The organism is Brevibacillus sp. AG (assembly GCF_028369215.1).
Classification (GTDB): Bacteria; Bacillota; Bacilli; order Brevibacillales; family Brevibacillaceae; genus Brevibacillus; species Brevibacillus porteri.
The window spans coordinates 644,002-659,392 of the sequence record NZ_JAQMYO010000001.1 but is presented as its reverse complement, the minus strand read 5'-3'; the positions used below and the strand labels follow the sequence as shown (position 1 = coordinate 659,392).

The window sequence follows — 15,391 nt, the reverse complement described above, 5'->3', positions numbered from 1 at the left end:
GGAGGATAGATGGGATGAGGCTAGAAGACGTCGCTTTATACTGGAATTATTCCACAATCAAAATCATAGATGTTCGAAAGCAGTATCAAAATGGAGGCGAAAAACTGACTTCGTATCGATTGCCGACGAGCGGGTTTCTCTATAGCACGAAGGGGAGTGCTCACATTTTTTTGGACGGTTTGAATGTTGACGTCAAACCGTTTACGGTCTTGCATGCGGGCAAAGGTGCTCGCCTGGACATTCATTTGACCGCCGAGGAGTTCACTTATTATCTCATTTTGTATAAGGCTGTTGTGTCATTTCCTTGGCCATGGCGAAATGATCGTGTCATTCTACGGGAAGAAGCGAGCGCTTTTCAGCGAATCTATCAGATGAAGCCAGATCATCCATTGAAGATGTTTGACATCGTTCATCAGATTTACGAGGAATGGCAATGCTCCAATCAATTGCAAAAGTTCCACGTGAAGGCGCTTTTTCACCTGTTTGTTCATCATATCTTGCGACAATTGCAAGAGCAAGCAGGCTATACAGATAAGCCCGATGTGGTCGAGCTTGTCATTTCCCATATACATACTCATTACCATGAGCCACTTACACTTGATTCACTTGCGCAGCATTTTGGGTATAGTGCCAAGAATTTATCCAGGCTCTTCAAAAAACAGACGGGTAACAGCTTAATTGACTTCGTGATCCAAGTGAGAATTCAAAAGGCCAAGGAGCTATTGCATCATACAGAAGCACCAATCCAAGAAATTGCTGAAAAAATAGGCTATACGGACAGGCTATACTTCACGCGAATCTTTAAAAAGCTAACGGGAATTTCACCTGGACATTTCAGACAACGAGGTGCAAGGGAGATCGATACGGAAAATCGTCCATACAGATCGCGTGGATTGTCCATTGTTATGATGGGTGTTCGACGGTATAGTAATGACGATTATGAGAATCATTATCGTTATGATGGAGAGGAAGATTCATCCATGTACAGTCGGAAAGTACCCATGGTGGCTACCTTGTTGTTTTGCTTTGCGCTCGTATTGAGTGCATGCACCACGAGCTCAACTACAACTAGCACGACGGGAGTCGGACAAGCCGTTCAACAAACAGATGCAGTTGAAAACAACAACCTTACCCGAAAAGTTTCGACCATAAGAGGGGAAATCGAGATCCCAGCAGAACCGAAGCGAATCATCGTGGATCTGTATTTGGGAAGCTTCATCGCCTTGAATGTAAAGCCAATTGGAACGCCAGAGCTGAATCTAAAAAATCCGTACTTTGCTGAGGCTTTGGCAGGCGTTGAGAATATCGGGGAATACGAAAACATATCGCTGGAAAAAATGCTCGAGCTCCAGCCAGACTTAATTGTAACGGGAAATGAAGCAGCCTATGAGCAATATAAAAAAATCGCGCCTACGGTAGTCGTTCCCTTTGGAGAACTGAAAAACGTGCATGAAGAGATCACCTTTGTAGGAAACCTGTTGGGGAAAGAAAAAGAGGCAACTGCTTGGTTGGCAGAATACGATCAGCGTATCGCCAAAGCCCGAGAAAAGGTTGCGAAGGTAATCCCAGCAGATGCTACGTTCTCGATCATGCAGGATTGGGGTAAAAACACCGGCGTGTTTGGGGATAATTTCGGAAGAGGCGGTCAAGCCGTCTATTCAGCGCTTGGATACAAACCACCCGCAGCGGTTGCCAAAGAGGTTATGGAGCAACAGTCTGTGGAAGTATCGAGCGAGGTGCTGCCTACTTTTTCGGGTGATTACATCATCCTGACATCCGATGAAAGAACTTTGGCCGATTTGCAGGCAGATCCTATTTGGGCAACCCTTGATGCTGTAAAAAATAATCGCGTGTACATCTGGAAAAAGGATAAATCTTGGTATTTCGATCCGATTGCAACCTTATCGCAAACAGAAGAGCTAGCAGATTGGCTTGTGACCACGCAGAAGAAATAGGAGAAAGCTAGAGCTGCCTGTGAACCTGTGGGAAGGGAAGAAGGTCAGATTACGCACCGTTGTTCCCGACGATTGGGAGAAGTTTCACGAAAATGATCAAGATTCGCCAGGTAGCAAGAGCTTCTGATGCCATTTATTTTCCTAGATCCGAAGCGGGAGCGAGAGTGTGTACAGAGCAACAAGTAGCCAAAGTCCCTGACGGAGACAATATGCGGCTTGCGATTGAAACCTTGGATGGAGAATTGGTAGGGACGATCAACTCGCATCACTGTGATCCCCGGAATGGAAATTTTCAATATGGGTTGTTAAAAAGTGAATTTGTCAGATAATCTTTGAATCACTCTCTCTCGCTGCCACCGGGGAGAGTTTTTTGTTTATATACAAAGTTGTAAAGAAACTGAAAATAAAGGTAAATAAAGTGAAAATATAATGACTGAATATTATCTAAAATAAAACATGTTTGAATGCTAAAACATTTGCAACAAGAATTGGGGGAACACAGATGAAAAAGAAGAGCTTTTATCACACGCTGATTGCCATGACAATCGCGGTATCTGCGGCTTTGGCTGGGTGTTCGTCGGGGCAGGATGCGTCCACTAGCGCTGGACAAGCAGGGGGTACTGCGGAAGCTGGCAAAACAGGAGGAACCCTCGTCATCGCTCGTCTGTCCGATGCGAACAACCTCGATCCGCATTTCCTGTCCCAAATCCCTTCAGCAGCAATCGTTCATCACAAAGTATACGAGGGGCTTGTCCGCATGGATAAAGAAAGCAAATACGTCCCATCTCTGGCAAGTGAGTGGAAGCAGCTCGATGACTTGACGTGGGAGTTCAAGCTGCGCCAAGGCGTGACGTTCCATGATGGAGCACCTTTCAATGCGGAAGCGGTAAAGGCAACGATCGCTCGCGTTCAAGATCCTGTCGTTGGCTCCAGCCGGATTAATATGTTTGAAGCAATCAAAGAAGTGAAAGTAGTAGATGAGTACACAGTACAGTTTCTTCTGAATTACCCGTAAGCACCGCTCTTGTCTGTTTTGGCGAGTGCAGAGGGAAGCATCATCAGCCCGAAAGCCATTGAACAATATGGAAAAGATTTGAGCAAGCATCCAACCGGTACGGGTCCGTACAAGTTCGAAAAATGGACGCCGGGCCAAGAAGTGGTTCTCGTGAGAAACGATACCTACTATGGCGGTACACCAAATTTGGATAAAGTTGTTTTCAAAACCGTACCAGAAGACACGACTCGCCTCGCCATGGTTGAGACAGGTGAAGTTCAAGTGGCAGAAAACCTGCCTGTGACGGACATCGATCGCGTGCAAAATTCTCCATCGATGCAGTTGGGGCGATACCCTGGGTTCTCTGTCGATCACATCGGATTGAATACAAAGAAAAAGCCTTTTGACGATGTGCGTGTCCGCCAAGCCATTGCCCACGCAATCGACAAGAAAACCATTATTGAAGGCGTTTACAATAGCGTAGGAACGCCAGCTCACTCCTCGATTACACCAGCGATGGTTGGGTACAGCCCGAATGTAAAAGACATTCCGTATGACGTCGAGAAAGCCAAGCAATTGCTCGCAGAGGCTGGATATCCGAACGGCTTCAAAGCAAAAATCGCGTTGAATGACAACAAAGCACGAATTAGCGTAGCCGAGGTTTTGCAGCAACAGCTAAAGCCAATCGGCATTGACCTGCAACTGGATGTTATGGAATTCGGGGCTTATATTGAAGCAGCATCCAAAGGGGAGACAGACCTGTTCATGAGTGGATGGGGGAATGCTACGGGCGATCCCGATTACAACCAGGCCAACCTGTATCACTCAAAAGCACATGGCGCACCAGGAAATCATTCCTTTTACAACAATCCGGAAGTGGACAAGCTGATTGACGAAGGACGCAGAGAACCAGACGCAGAAAAACGCAAACAAATCTATGAAAAAGCACAACAAATCGAAATGAACGAAGCTCCGCTTATTCCGTTCCGATTCTCCGAGAACTTGGCGGCGATTCAAAAGAATGTACAGGGTGTATGGATTAGCCCTGCAGGCCATATCGAGATTGATGAAGTAACGATTCAATAATACGAGACGCCGCTGACATGCTTGTGTCAGTGGCGTTTTTTGGTTGAAAAGTAGAACGCCATCCCCTAAGATAGATTATATTTTGTTGACCAGCGTGTAGCGGAGGTGGACTAGCGTGAAGCAAGGAAAAACGAATGCGATGCGGATTTTGGATAAAGAAAAAATCGCATACACCATGCTGACATATGCGACGGATGATGGGAAAATCGACGGAATTGCCGTCGCCCAAAAGATCGGTCGCGAAAAGAATGTTGTCTATAAAACATTGATTTCGCAAGGGTCGAGCAAATCGTATTATGTGTTTGTCATTCCCGTTGAAGCCGAGCTTGATCTCAAAGAAGCGGCCAAAGCAGTCGGAGAGAAGAAGATCGAGATGATTCCCGTGAAGGAGATCACCAAAGTATCTGGCTATATTCGTGGTGGATGTTCGCCGGTGGGGATGAAGAAATTGTTTCCAACGGTGATCGATCAACGAGCACAATCGTTAGAGACGATCATCGTCAGTGGCGGAAACATTGGCGTCCAGATCGAGATGGCAGTAGAGGGCTTGTTACAAGCAACGAAAGGCTCCTTGGCAGATGTATCTGCAATCTAAAGCAAAAAGGCCACGGCATTAACTGTGGCCTTTTTGCTATTTATGGAAAGAGTCCCGTCCAAACCTGGATAGGGGTGTCGCATGAGCAGCAGTTCAATTCACCAGCAAGATAAGGAAGATGGGCAAGCAGCTCTTTATCCTCAATCTCAAGCGCACGGCGGTATAATTTCTGAAGTCCGCTGTTATTTGTCATGTCCGGTTTTTTGGCGATGATTGAAAATCGTTTCGCTGTACCGTGAGAAACGGGATCGTCTTCGTAAGCGAACAAGATCTCCTCCTCCTCATCGGGCCATATGTAGATAGACTGATCGCACGTCGGACACACCGTTACATATTCGTCTCCCGCTGAAAAGGTGAGAAGCATGTTGGCAATGTCTTTGTCCCCACGAAACGCAGCGTCCGCAGCCAGTATGTAGCGCTTGTCTGCATCATGCTCTCCCATCTGTGCTAGGTGAAGGATTGATTCTGTTTGCTCTGTCAGTGATAGAATGGCACGTCGGTATTCACGATAGATCTCTCTGATGGTCTCTTGATCCAATAACGGTGTGTGATCTCGTAAAAACTCCGATGGTACATCCATCTGAGGCGCATTTTCGCTACTGGCTTCGAACATGCCGCAGGTTATGAAGATGTCCAACAGAATATCAGCGCTCTCTGTTTTTAAAGCGATCTCTACTAAATAGGGGACTGCAGCATATGTACATGGATAAATCGTATTTTGATGATAGAGAAGCTCCCAATACAACTCTTCTTTTTCTTCGGAAAAATAGTCGTGCTGAACATGCTGGATGAGCGCAGGGACGCGATCAGACAAACCATAAGGACCTTGTAGCTTACCCCATAATGGACTTGCTAAATCTAACATTAGAACAACACCTCTCTTGCTGAAATGAGCCACTATTCCCATATCATAGTAAAACTTTCCTCATTCCGCTATAATTTGAGAATGATTATCACGTGCATTTTACGCATCGGATGGGGTGGACAGAGTTGAGTTCTACAAATATTCAAGAAAACATTCATCTTTTTTTCGACAGAATGAATCTGGAATCACAAAATGTGGATCAGAAAACAAAACTGACCCTTCATCCAGAGATGGGTGAGGGGTATGTTCGCCGGTTTCTTCCTCGGTATGATATGGAAGTGGTTGTATCCGACTATACATTTTACCGATCACAGAGCATCTCTCTATCTACGAAAAGCCCTATGGTAGAGCTTAATTTTTGTTTGAAAGGGGAGAGAGGCATAAGCGTGCAAGGCAAAGAGCACCAGCTGCTGCCAGGACTTTGCTCGCTTCAATTCATTTCAGAAGTGGAAGCAAGGTTTGAATATGTTGGAAATGAGCCGTTCTACATGCTTGGCATCGGTATTCCTGTGTCGACCTTTCATCATTTTATGGAGGAGTCGAATGGACAGCGTTCCATTGAATTCGGACAAGTTCTTGGAAAACAATCGTTTCGTATCTTTCAGGAAAAGCTGTCTCCTGCCGCTTCCGTTGCCCTCCAGCGTGTGATGCAGTACGTTGCCAAACCGGGAACGAAAAAGATTGAGATGGAAACAGGCGTTTTGGGACTGCTTTCGATGGCGTTTCAATCCTTTCTGCTTGATAGCGAAACGGCGTCTGTTCCCTTATCGAAAAGAGACAAAGAAAAGATCGCGCAGGCAAGGGTGATCATGTTGGAATGCATGGTAGACCCGCCTTCATTACCTGAGCTGTCCCGAATGATTGGTTTAAACGACTACAAGCTGAAGACAGGTTTTAAAGCAATGTTTGGTACGACCGTTTTTGGCTACTTGCGAGAAAAGAGGTTAGAAAAAGCCTTATTTTTACTTCAACAAGGGGAAATGAATGTGACCGAAACCTCGAGTGCTATCGGATATACGAATACGAGCTACTTTGCGGAAGCATTCCGGGAGAAATATGGAGTCAATCCAAGCGTATTCGTGAGACGTTCCTCTAATAGGTAGGCTCAGTATCCCGATAACCAGCAAACTATTCCGTCTACAGGTAGTATGGATGACCGACCAGTAGTATCATTTGGGGCGTTGATAACGAATCTCATTTACATAATGTTTTATGTAGGAGAGCCTCAAAAAGGAGAGAAGACGGAGTATGCAGCGACAAGGTACTGTTTTTATGGCCCTTGCTATCATTTTCGTTCTGATGATAGCAGGATGCAGTGGAGGAGCGAGCCCAAAAACAACTGCACCAACTACGAACAAACAAAAGGAACACCAAGACTCAACGCCTGTAAAGAGCGAGAGTGCTTTTCCACGGACGATCTCGCATCTATCAGGTGAAACGGTCATTCAGGAAAAACCAATAAAAATCGCAACGCCGTATATTGCTTTTGTTGACTATTTGGCCGTTTTGGATGAGTATCCGATTGCTGCCCAAGGTGTATCGACGATTACAGCGAATTTTCCCAGTCTCAGTAAACGAGTAGCGGATAAAAATATGATCGATCTGGGGATGGAGGTTGATCTGGAGAAGCTGCTGGCTGTTCAGCCTGATGTCATCATTGCCGCTGATGACATGCGCGACCAATACGAAAAATTATCGCAAATTGCACCCACTGTCATCTTGACACAGGCTGGTGATTGGCGTGAAACCATACAACAAATGGCAGCCATTATTGGAAAAGAGGAGAAGGCTACGAATGTGCTAGCTGAGTTTGATCGAAAATCGGCGGCATACAAAGAAGAGCTCGCCTTTCGCAGTCAGGAGTCAGTCATGTTCATCATGTACAGAGGGAAAGAGCAGTTCATTACTTGGAACGATGGACGTTTCGATCCATTTTATGATGGACTTGGATTGAGACGTACAGAAGGGGCCAATGAAAATGGACAGCTTTCATTGGAGAGCCTCGCTCAATTAAATCCAGACCATCTGTTCGTCATCAATAATTGGCAAGCGCCGATCCAAGGTGGAGTGAAGGAGGCCTTGAAAGGAAGCAACGTCTGGAATAGCTTGAACGCCGTCAAAAACAACCAGGTTTATGAATTGGCAGACCCGTCGTTACCTGGACCGATGGCTCTTGCGAAAATAGACGGGATTGAAGAAATCATGAAAGCGATGGGAAAGCATAAATAACGGGTACGATCACCTTCCTGTATACTTAATCATAATCGGAACGAATCGGTAAGCAACTAAAGGAGATCCATACGTAATGAAAGCAGACCGTATAAATTTCCCGGCGGGATTTTGGGCGGGATTACAACGACTAGGGATTGCCCCCCTCGACCTAGCTCGCAGAGCGCGCCTGCCGCTCACCATTTTTACAGAACCAGCTGTAGTCACCACTGCCCAATATTTCAGAATCTGGCAAGCGTACGCCGATCTAATTGGTGACACTGCTATGGGAATCATCAAGCTTTCTACCACCTTTGAAGCGGCACAATACCCACCGACTGTTTTAGCGACCTACCATGCTCGTGACTATCGCGACGCGCTTAATCGAATGGCCCGATACAAACAACTGTGCCCTCCGGAAAGGCTGCGTATAACAGAGGAGGGCGAGCGCTGTACAATCGAATTGGAGTGGATGCACACCGAGCAATCCGGTCCACCAGTCTTGGTTGGAACCACGCTAGCCTTTCTTCTAGAACTTGGGCGACGGGGCACTGGCACGCGTTTAACTGCACAGTCCGTGGAATTTTCTCACTCGATGGGGGATGTCACTGCTCTTGAAGCTTACTTCGGTTGCCCGATACGGATTAGTGCCACCGTTAACCGATTAACACTCCATCGACGCGATCTGGACCGCCTCTTTCTTTCGTATAACAAAGAATTGTTGGAGATATTGACACCTGTATTGAACCGATCATTGGATGAGCAGTGCAGTCATTCCATTGCGGAGATGGTCAAGTGGATCTTGAAGCGAAGCCTAACCGGAGGCCGCCTTGATATTCGAGCTGTTGCCAGCGAGCTGGGCATGAGCGATCGTACCTTGCAGCGCCGTCTTACGGATGAATGCACAACGTTCAAGCAACTGTTGACACAGGCTCGGCATGAACAGGCACGAGAATACTTGGCCGACCCCAAGCTCGATATAAAAGAAGTGGCTTTCTTAATTGGATACGAAGATCAGAACTCATTTTACCGGGCCTTTCGCCTTTGGGAAGGCGATACACCTTCCAATTGGCGTTCCGAATACTTTAGGGTCAATCCCGCCGTCAAAGAATTTCCAAGCTAACCCGTTCCAAGCAGGGCTACCATTTTCCCGGTTTCACTATTTGGCGGGTAAAGCAAGAAATTTGGCGTTGTACGCTAGTTACCGAACGATCCAGACAAAGTACGATAATCTCAATCCGGAGCACTAGGATGTTCCAAGATTAACTTCTAGTCAGCTTGCCGTGAATGGCTACAAAGGAGACAAGTGTTATGGATATGGGATTAAGGAACAAAACTGCTTTCGTTACTGGATCGACGAAAGGTATTGGGAAAGCAATTGCCATTGAGCTTGCCAGAGAAGGAGTCAATGTCCTCGTAAATGGACGAAATAATGATGAGGTAGAGCGAATCGTACATGAATTGAAGTCGCAATTCCCGGCTACTTCTCCTCAGAATGCTACGGCTGATATTGTGGATAGGCTGCAAAGAGAAGCTATATTTGAGAAATATCCCAACGTGGATATTCTCGTTAACAATATGGGTATTTATGAAATCATGTCCTATGAAGACGTGGACGATGAAGTATGGGAAAAATACTTCCGAACAAACGTCCTTGCCGCTAATGGATTATCTAAATTTTACTTACCGAACATGTTGAAGAACAATTATGGAAGAATCATCTTTATAGCAAGTGAAGAAGCGATCATGCCTTCAGGGCAAATGCCTCAGTATTGCATGACGAAATCGATGCTATTATCACTATCAAAAAGCCTATCTAAATTAACGGTAGGAACAGAAGTCACATCCAATACAATCATGCCAGGACCAACGCTTTCCGAAAATGTATATCAAATCATCGATCGTTTGTTTCCTGATGATATGGCATTTTCGGAAAAAGAAAAGCAATTTATGGCAGCAAACCTGCCCCAATCCGAATTACAGCGGTTTATCAAGCCTTTTGAAATAGGCAGGCTCGTAGCATTCGTATCCAGCCCTTATGCAACCGCATTTAAAGGTTCACCAATCCGTATAGACGGGGGCATGGTGCCAACTATTTTTTAACTGCGATCAGAATTGCCAATATTATCATACATATGATACGATAATGTTGAAAAAGACAAGGGAGGATGTCCAGTATGATTAAAGGATTATACGAAGCACATTTACCTGTCAAAAATCTCTTGAGATCCATTGCGTTTTACAAACAACTGGATTTGGAACTCGCTCATCAGACTGATACCATTGCTTTCTTTTGGATTGAAAAAGGAGCAGCTGGTTAGGGTTATGGGAGACAGACCGTGTAGATACCCCTTATCACGTTTCGTTACGTCATGTTGCCTTTCAAATTGATCGCAAAGATATGGATGAAGCGAAGAAGTGGTTGGAACAGAAGGTGTTCATGTTTAATAAAGTTTGTCACCCAGAATCCAATGGTTATTTGGACTTTTCATTAATACATCCTGTTGTTTGAAATATTAAGTCTGTCACTAATAATAATAAGTTTCTCCATTCACGAATAATAATCTTTGTCACTACTACTGACTTTGACTTTCAGACGCTATTCATGCCTATCTCAGACTGTCTGATTTTTATAATCCACGATAATAGTGAATTAATGGAGGAAGATTATCGTCATAAGGCGTCATATTCTTCACGATCACGCGACAGAAGGTACATTCTGTTGTGTGTTTTTATTATCAGCGATAATGAAAAAAGACGCCCATGGCGTCTCTAACATTTTCACAGCGTATGTCTTCTGCCCAATGAACATGTTAGCGTAACGGGGGTAATTATGCCGCTATTTGGACTTTCTTTAATTGTGGTAGTAATAATTGAAGGGATTATTCACTTCATTTGTAAAGGAAATAAAAAGGATGTTACTGTCTCATAAAATGAAGCCGAAATCATTTTTTTACCTGGATGGTTTCCGGGTCACCCCTTCCAACTTCCACCGTAGAAATGACGCCCATGCTGGTCTTCTTGTGAGAAAAAGCACCCTTCGAAGGGTGCTTTATGGCAAATTCAACGCTGTTTGGATATTCTGTTGATCCAACTTAATCTGCTCGTTAACATTCCAAGGGTGGTACCAGCCCTGCTCGATCATGTACGTACTAATTTTTTCGTGCAAATCAATCGCTTCTTCCAATTGTTTGGTAAGCGTAGCTTTTATTTCCGGAGTGCCTGTTTCGGTTAGAGCCATGGCGTAATTTCTCACACCACTCTTGGCTGAGATTAGCAAGTCCATTGCCACTACTTGATCCGTCATGCCACCCATGCCGATCATATCTTGAAGAATACCAGCCATATCTTGTCTTCACCTCCTATGTAGCTGCATTTGTTAGCAACGAGCTCAGCTCCTGAAGCTGTCTAGTAGATACATGAACATCATCGGCTAAAATTTGTTTTAATGCTTCGTCCGCAACCAATGCTTGCATGGTCTTGGATTTGGTCAAGCAAATGGTTTTAAAAGCAGCAATCTCATGAACCTCCAGCTGTTCGTGCAATCCGTATGCCATCGAAGGACAGCCTCCCTTTCCACGATTCTAGTTAAGGCTTTAGAACAACTTTGATGCAGTTGTCCGTCTTCGTATCGAACACTTCGTATCCGCGCTTCGCGTCGCTCAAAGGGATAACGTGGGTGATGATGTCGCCGGGATCCACTTTGCCTGACGTCACGAGTTCGTACATATACGGCATGTAGTGGATGACTGGGGCTTGTCCCGAACGAATATTGACATTGCGTTGCATGATGTCGCCAAGAGGAAACGCATTATATCGTCCTCCGTAGACACCGGTAATTTGAATCGTGCCAGCCTTCCGCACGGCTTGAGAAGCGATAACCACCGCACCCATTGCGCCCCCTTGCAGTTTTAGGCCACTCGCGAGAAACTCCAAATCGGACATTTTCCCGTCCATACCAACAGCGTCGATGACAACATCAGCGCCACCCTTTGTCATTTCCTTCAGATAGCTTCCAATATTTTTCTCTTGCTCAAAGTTTACGATTTCCACATTGTTCGTACGCTTTGCATGCTGCAAGCGGTAATCGACATAGTCGACCGCGATTACACGTTTTGCGCCCTTCAGCCAGCAAAACTTTTGTGCAAGAAGTCCCACTGGACCGCAGCCCAAAACAATGACTGTATCTCCGTTTTTCACACCGGCATTATCAACGCTCCAGTAAGCGGTCGTCATGGCATCGGCGATCAGACACAGCTTTTCGTCTTCCACTTCGCAGTTTTCAGGGAGCTTGAAATGGGTGAAATTTGCGAAGGGCACCCGTAAATACTCGGCTTGTCCTCCAGGATAACCGCCAGTCGTGCCTGAATAGCCGAAGTAAGCACCCATATCCCCATTCTCATTTGAATTATCGCATTGGCTTTCTAACTGGTTCTTGCAGTAGAAGCACTCCCCGCAGGCAATATTGAATGGAATAATGACGCGATCTCCCTTTTTCAGCTTGGTTACGCCCGGGCCAACCTCTTCAACAATACCCATTGGTTCATGGCCGATGATATAGTCTTCTTGCAAATTCGGAATCATTCCGTGGATTAAATGCAGGTCAGATCCGCAAATTGCTGTGCTGGTCAGCTTGATAATCATATCGTCGGGTTTCTCGATCTTTGGATCTGGAACTTCTTTTACCACGACGTTCTTAATGCCCTGATATGTAACAGCTTTCATCCATTGTTCCTCCAATATTATTGTTCATCTGGCGTCCGATCGAACATGCCTTTGCGCGAGGTATCCTCAGGGAAAAGCTTCATTTGTCCAATTTGGATGGTGTTCAAGGCCGAAAGCTGGTCCAATTGATATTGTTCATTGAGTTCGTAAGGGTGGAACCATTTTTTACTAATCATGAGCTCAGCAATTTCTTGATGGATAGCGATCCCTTGGTGGAGCTGCTTGCGAAGTACCGCTCTAGCCTCAGGGGATACTGTTTCTGTCAGGGCGATTGCCGTGTTTCGGACGTCCTCTTTGGAACGGACGAGGAAATCCATGGCAAACGTCATATCAGCCATCTCTGGCATGTGTAACGCATTAATCGGATCTTGATAATCGTTATTCATTCGAGTATCACCTTCAATTCAATATAGGAGTAGGGCGATTTTGCGGAACCGGGGCTTGAAATGGAGCTTTCTGATAGACTGCCTGTAGCTCGGCAATTGCTTGCGTAGTTTGTTCTACGTCTTTTTGCATCAATGCTTTTAGATCCTGATCGAATACGATGCCTTGCATCAATTTAGACTTGGCAAGGCAGAGTGTCTTGAAGTTGAGTGCTTCATGGATTTCAAGTGATTCATGTGCAGCCAGTGTTTGTCTATCCATTATGTAACGACCTCCTTCCAGTTAAATGAACCTTTATATTCTGCCCTTTGTGTATATTGGTATTCAGAGATAACTACTGTGTCGGAATGGTTAGTAGAAGTTACGTTCGCTTGGCTGCCTCCAATATTTGATGTATTTTTCTAGTCAATCGAATCATCTACTTAAGCGTTGCCGAAACAAGCGAAAAAGGTACCTATCCGAATTCAAGATCACGCAGTTCATCCACCAGCATCTTTAGCTGCAAAGAGTAAGCATAATTCTGAACACTGTCAAAAAGCATGCTTTATGACACATCAGGAAACAAACCGTATTCTGTATGTCAAAATGTGTATCATTATTCGTTGAAATATTTCATTTTTTCCTTACTCTTTTTGACATACTTGTACTTAATCCATGGGAACTAAAGATTGTACGGGCTCTGTTGTGCTGTTCAAGGCTAATATAGTATTAGACTATCCAAACTTACCGTACAAAAAGCCAGTCAAAACACGATAATTAAGTGTTAGACTGGCTGAGTTTATTGGGTCCACCTTATTCGCTTTTCTTATAAACTTTATTCGGTTACCTATAGTCAAAATAGTATCACCCCTAGATGGAATAAAAGAAGTCCCGATGATCATTAACTCCATCATCGGGACTAAACTAAGCAGTTTCACACTTTTTTACTGGTTTCACTGTTCTTTTTACGTAACATCAAAGTGACAAACTTCATTACTCAGTTACAGACTTTATTACCTAGTGACAAAGTCTATTATTTAGTGACAGACTTTATTATCTCTGAACAGAAGGGGATAGAGGTAACAACTAGCTTCGGTTTCCCACCAGAAAAACAGCCGCTTGTATTGCCGAATAACCCCCAAGCTCACGCTGCTATTTACTTTGAAGATCCTGATGGTAACTTATTGGAATTCATCGCACCCTTACGAATTGATTTTGAGGAAGCCTTCAAAATGATGACGCTAGAGGAGTGGGATAATAGGGAAGGATAGGAAAAAAGCTGACCCGTTATATCCTCACAAGCGGGTCAGCCACGATAAATTCATTTTGGAATCTGTCTGGCGCCAATCAGGAAACAGTCAGTTCCGAAAATGCTTCCCGCAACCGCTCATATGACAGCATTCGTTTTTGAAAGTCTTTGATAGGGGCTGTAATGATGACTTCCTCGATGTCGTACTGATCCTGGATGGCGATGAGCTTTTTACGTACTGTGTCTTTCGTTCCGTGAATGACATTCGCTTCCTTTACCTCAATCGTATACGGCTCGACGGATTGAAGCCCGAATTCTTCCGCCTTTTTCAGACTGGTGACGGTTACGGTTTTTCCGCTTTGCAAATGGATTTTGGCGACTTTGCTTTCCTTTGCTAATTGAGCGGCTTCTTCTTCGGTATCGGCTACGATGACAGAAAGAGCAAGGAGTGCTTGCGGGTTGGCGATTCTGCCTGGACGAAACTGTTTTCGGTAGGCTTCCATGGCGGCTTGACTCACCGTCTCATCATGGTTGATAAACAGGGCAAATACGTATGGAATACCCCGGGAAGCAGCTAATTCTGCGCTTTCGATACTGGTACCCAATAAGAATAAATCAGCAGGCTCGGGCGGAGTCGGAATGACTTTTAATCCATAAAGGGAATGCGCAGGTATTAGCTCGTCGTGGAGAAAATGCTCGAGTTCTTCGAGTTTTTCTGCAAGAGTTCGGTTGGTTCCTGTGCTCTCCTGTTGCAGTGCTTTTGTCGATAACGGAAGCCCACCGGGAGCTCTGCCAATACCGAGATCGACGCGACCAGGTGCCAGGGAAGCCAGTACATGGAAATTTTCAGCTACTTTATACGGGCTGTAGTGTTGTAGCATTACTCCACCGGAACCGATACGGATACGTTCTGTTTTCGCCAGCAAATGGGCGATGAGCACCTCTGGTGATGAGCCGACCACATGATCTAAGTCATGATGCTCAGACACCCAAAATCGGTGATAGCCGAGTTCTTCGGCCTTCTTGACCAAGGCAATGGTATGCAAAAAGGCCTCTGTTGCCGTTTCTCCTTCTTGGATGGGACTCTGATCCAAAATGCTTAGTTTTAGCGTCATGTTGTTGTTCGCTCCTATTCGTAAAGTAAAAATAGAGGCCCCCTGATCGTACGTTTTCATGTACAAAGGGGGCCTCTGGATGTCCAGTCGGCTAATTTCATAGTTATTTGCTAGGATTTTATCGGTAACCCCATTTCATTGTCAATGACTTTTTCAATCCTTGGTAATCGTGATGCAGTGAAATTAGCTGTTGACGTGGCAAAGCTGCGAATGATAATATCCCAAGTAATCCGATG

At 45.1% G+C, this 15,391-nt stretch carries 16 protein-coding genes and 1 pseudogene; 10 read left to right on the top strand and 7 right to left on the bottom strand.

Features of this window, described 5'->3' with window-relative positions; genetic code table 11:
- The first annotated feature begins 14 nt into the window (after positions 1-14).
- The 4 genes and pseudogenes from POF51_RS02820 (at position 15) to ybaK (ending at position 4,630) form a co-directional block, all read left to right on the top strand.
- On the top strand, positions 15-1,955 hold the full coding sequence (locus POF51_RS02820; RefSeq protein ID WP_069845157.1) for an AraC family transcriptional regulator: 1,941 nt from the start codon (positions 15-17) through the stop codon (positions 1,953-1,955).
- A 92-nt stretch (positions 1,956-2,047) separates the two neighbouring features.
- Complete coding sequence (locus POF51_RS02815) at positions 2,048-2,284, top strand: hypothetical protein (protein ID WP_069845156.1); 237 nt, start codon at positions 2,048-2,050, stop codon at positions 2,282-2,284.
- A gap of 173 nt (positions 2,285-2,457) precedes the next feature.
- Positions 2,458-4,035, top strand: a pseudogene (locus POF51_RS02810) (ABC transporter substrate-binding protein).
- A 115-nt stretch (positions 4,036-4,150) separates the two neighbouring features.
- Complete coding sequence (gene ybaK, locus POF51_RS02805) at positions 4,151-4,630, top strand: Cys-tRNA(Pro) deacylase (RefSeq protein ID WP_069845154.1); 480 nt, start codon at positions 4,151-4,153, stop codon at positions 4,628-4,630.
- Between the two features lie 40 nt (positions 4,631-4,670).
- Here the strand turns inward: ybaK and POF51_RS02800 are convergent, their stop codons facing one another.
- Complete coding sequence (locus POF51_RS02800; RefSeq protein ID WP_069845153.1) at positions 4,671-5,495, bottom strand: hypothetical protein; 825 nt, start codon at positions 5,493-5,495, stop codon at positions 4,671-4,673.
- A 386-nt stretch (positions 5,496-5,881) separates the two neighbouring features.
- Between POF51_RS02800 and POF51_RS02795 the strand changes: the two genes are divergently transcribed.
- From POF51_RS02795 to POF51_RS32155, 5 genes are all read left to right on the top strand, one after another.
- Entirely contained in the window at positions 5,882-6,598 is a 717-nt protein-coding gene (locus POF51_RS02795; protein ID WP_318533222.1) for a helix-turn-helix transcriptional regulator, read from the top strand.
- Between the two features lie 145 nt (positions 6,599-6,743).
- A complete protein-coding gene (locus POF51_RS02790; protein ID WP_069845151.1) occupies positions 6,744-7,724 on the top strand; it encodes an ABC transporter substrate-binding protein in 981 nt (326 codons plus the stop codon).
- 76 nt (positions 7,725-7,800) lie between these two features.
- Positions 7,801-8,826: an AraC family transcriptional regulator gene (locus tag POF51_RS02785; RefSeq protein WP_069845150.1), complete on the top strand. Its 1,026-nt coding sequence runs from the start codon at positions 7,801-7,803 to the stop codon at positions 8,824-8,826.
- Positions 8,827-9,014: 188 nt separating this feature from the next.
- Entirely contained in the window at positions 9,015-9,806 is a 792-nt protein-coding gene (locus POF51_RS02780) for an SDR family NAD(P)-dependent oxidoreductase (RefSeq protein WP_069845149.1), read from the top strand.
- A 74-nt stretch (positions 9,807-9,880) separates the two neighbouring features.
- A complete protein-coding gene (locus tag POF51_RS32155; RefSeq protein WP_170831553.1) occupies positions 9,881-10,024 on the top strand; it encodes a hypothetical protein in 144 nt (47 codons plus the stop codon).
- A 731-nt stretch (positions 10,025-10,755) separates the two neighbouring features.
- Here the strand turns inward: POF51_RS32155 and POF51_RS02770 are convergent.
- Genes POF51_RS02770 through POF51_RS02750 form a run of 5 tightly spaced genes read right to left on the bottom strand, consistent with a single transcriptional unit; the run spans position 10,756 to position 13,073 of the window.
- A complete protein-coding gene (locus tag POF51_RS02770) occupies positions 10,756-11,049 on the bottom strand; it encodes a spore coat protein (protein ID WP_017247082.1) in 294 nt (97 codons plus the stop codon).
- A 16-nt stretch (positions 11,050-11,065) separates the two neighbouring features.
- Positions 11,066-11,260, bottom strand: a complete 195-nt coding sequence (locus POF51_RS02765) for a hypothetical protein (RefSeq protein WP_017247081.1) — start codon at positions 11,258-11,260, stop codon at positions 11,066-11,068.
- Positions 11,261-11,291: 31 nt separating this feature from the next.
- Positions 11,292-12,428, bottom strand: a complete 1,137-nt coding sequence (locus tag POF51_RS02760) for a zinc-dependent alcohol dehydrogenase (RefSeq protein ID WP_017247080.1) — start codon at positions 12,426-12,428, stop codon at positions 11,292-11,294.
- A 17-nt stretch (positions 12,429-12,445) separates the two neighbouring features.
- Complete coding sequence (locus POF51_RS02755) at positions 12,446-12,814, bottom strand: spore coat protein (RefSeq protein WP_271753712.1); 369 nt, start codon at positions 12,812-12,814, stop codon at positions 12,446-12,448.
- Positions 12,815-12,827: 13 nt separating this feature from the next.
- Positions 12,828-13,073 (bottom strand): hypothetical protein, encoded by a 246-nt coding sequence (locus POF51_RS02750; RefSeq protein WP_017247078.1) that lies wholly within the window; start codon positions 13,071-13,073, stop codon positions 12,828-12,830.
- Positions 13,074-13,771: 698 nt separating this feature from the next.
- Between POF51_RS02750 and POF51_RS02745 the strand changes: the two genes are divergently transcribed.
- Entirely contained in the window at positions 13,772-14,062 is a 291-nt protein-coding gene (locus POF51_RS02745) for a VOC family protein (RefSeq protein WP_069845148.1), read from the top strand.
- A 76-nt stretch (positions 14,063-14,138) separates the two neighbouring features.
- Here POF51_RS02745 and POF51_RS02740 read toward each other — a convergent pair whose 3' ends face one another.
- Positions 14,139-15,155 carry an LLM class flavin-dependent oxidoreductase gene (locus POF51_RS02740; RefSeq protein WP_069845147.1) on the bottom strand — a complete coding sequence of 339 codons (1,017 nt, stop codon included), beginning with the start codon at positions 15,153-15,155 and terminating at the stop codon, positions 14,139-14,141.
- Positions 15,156-15,391 lie beyond the last annotated feature (236 nt).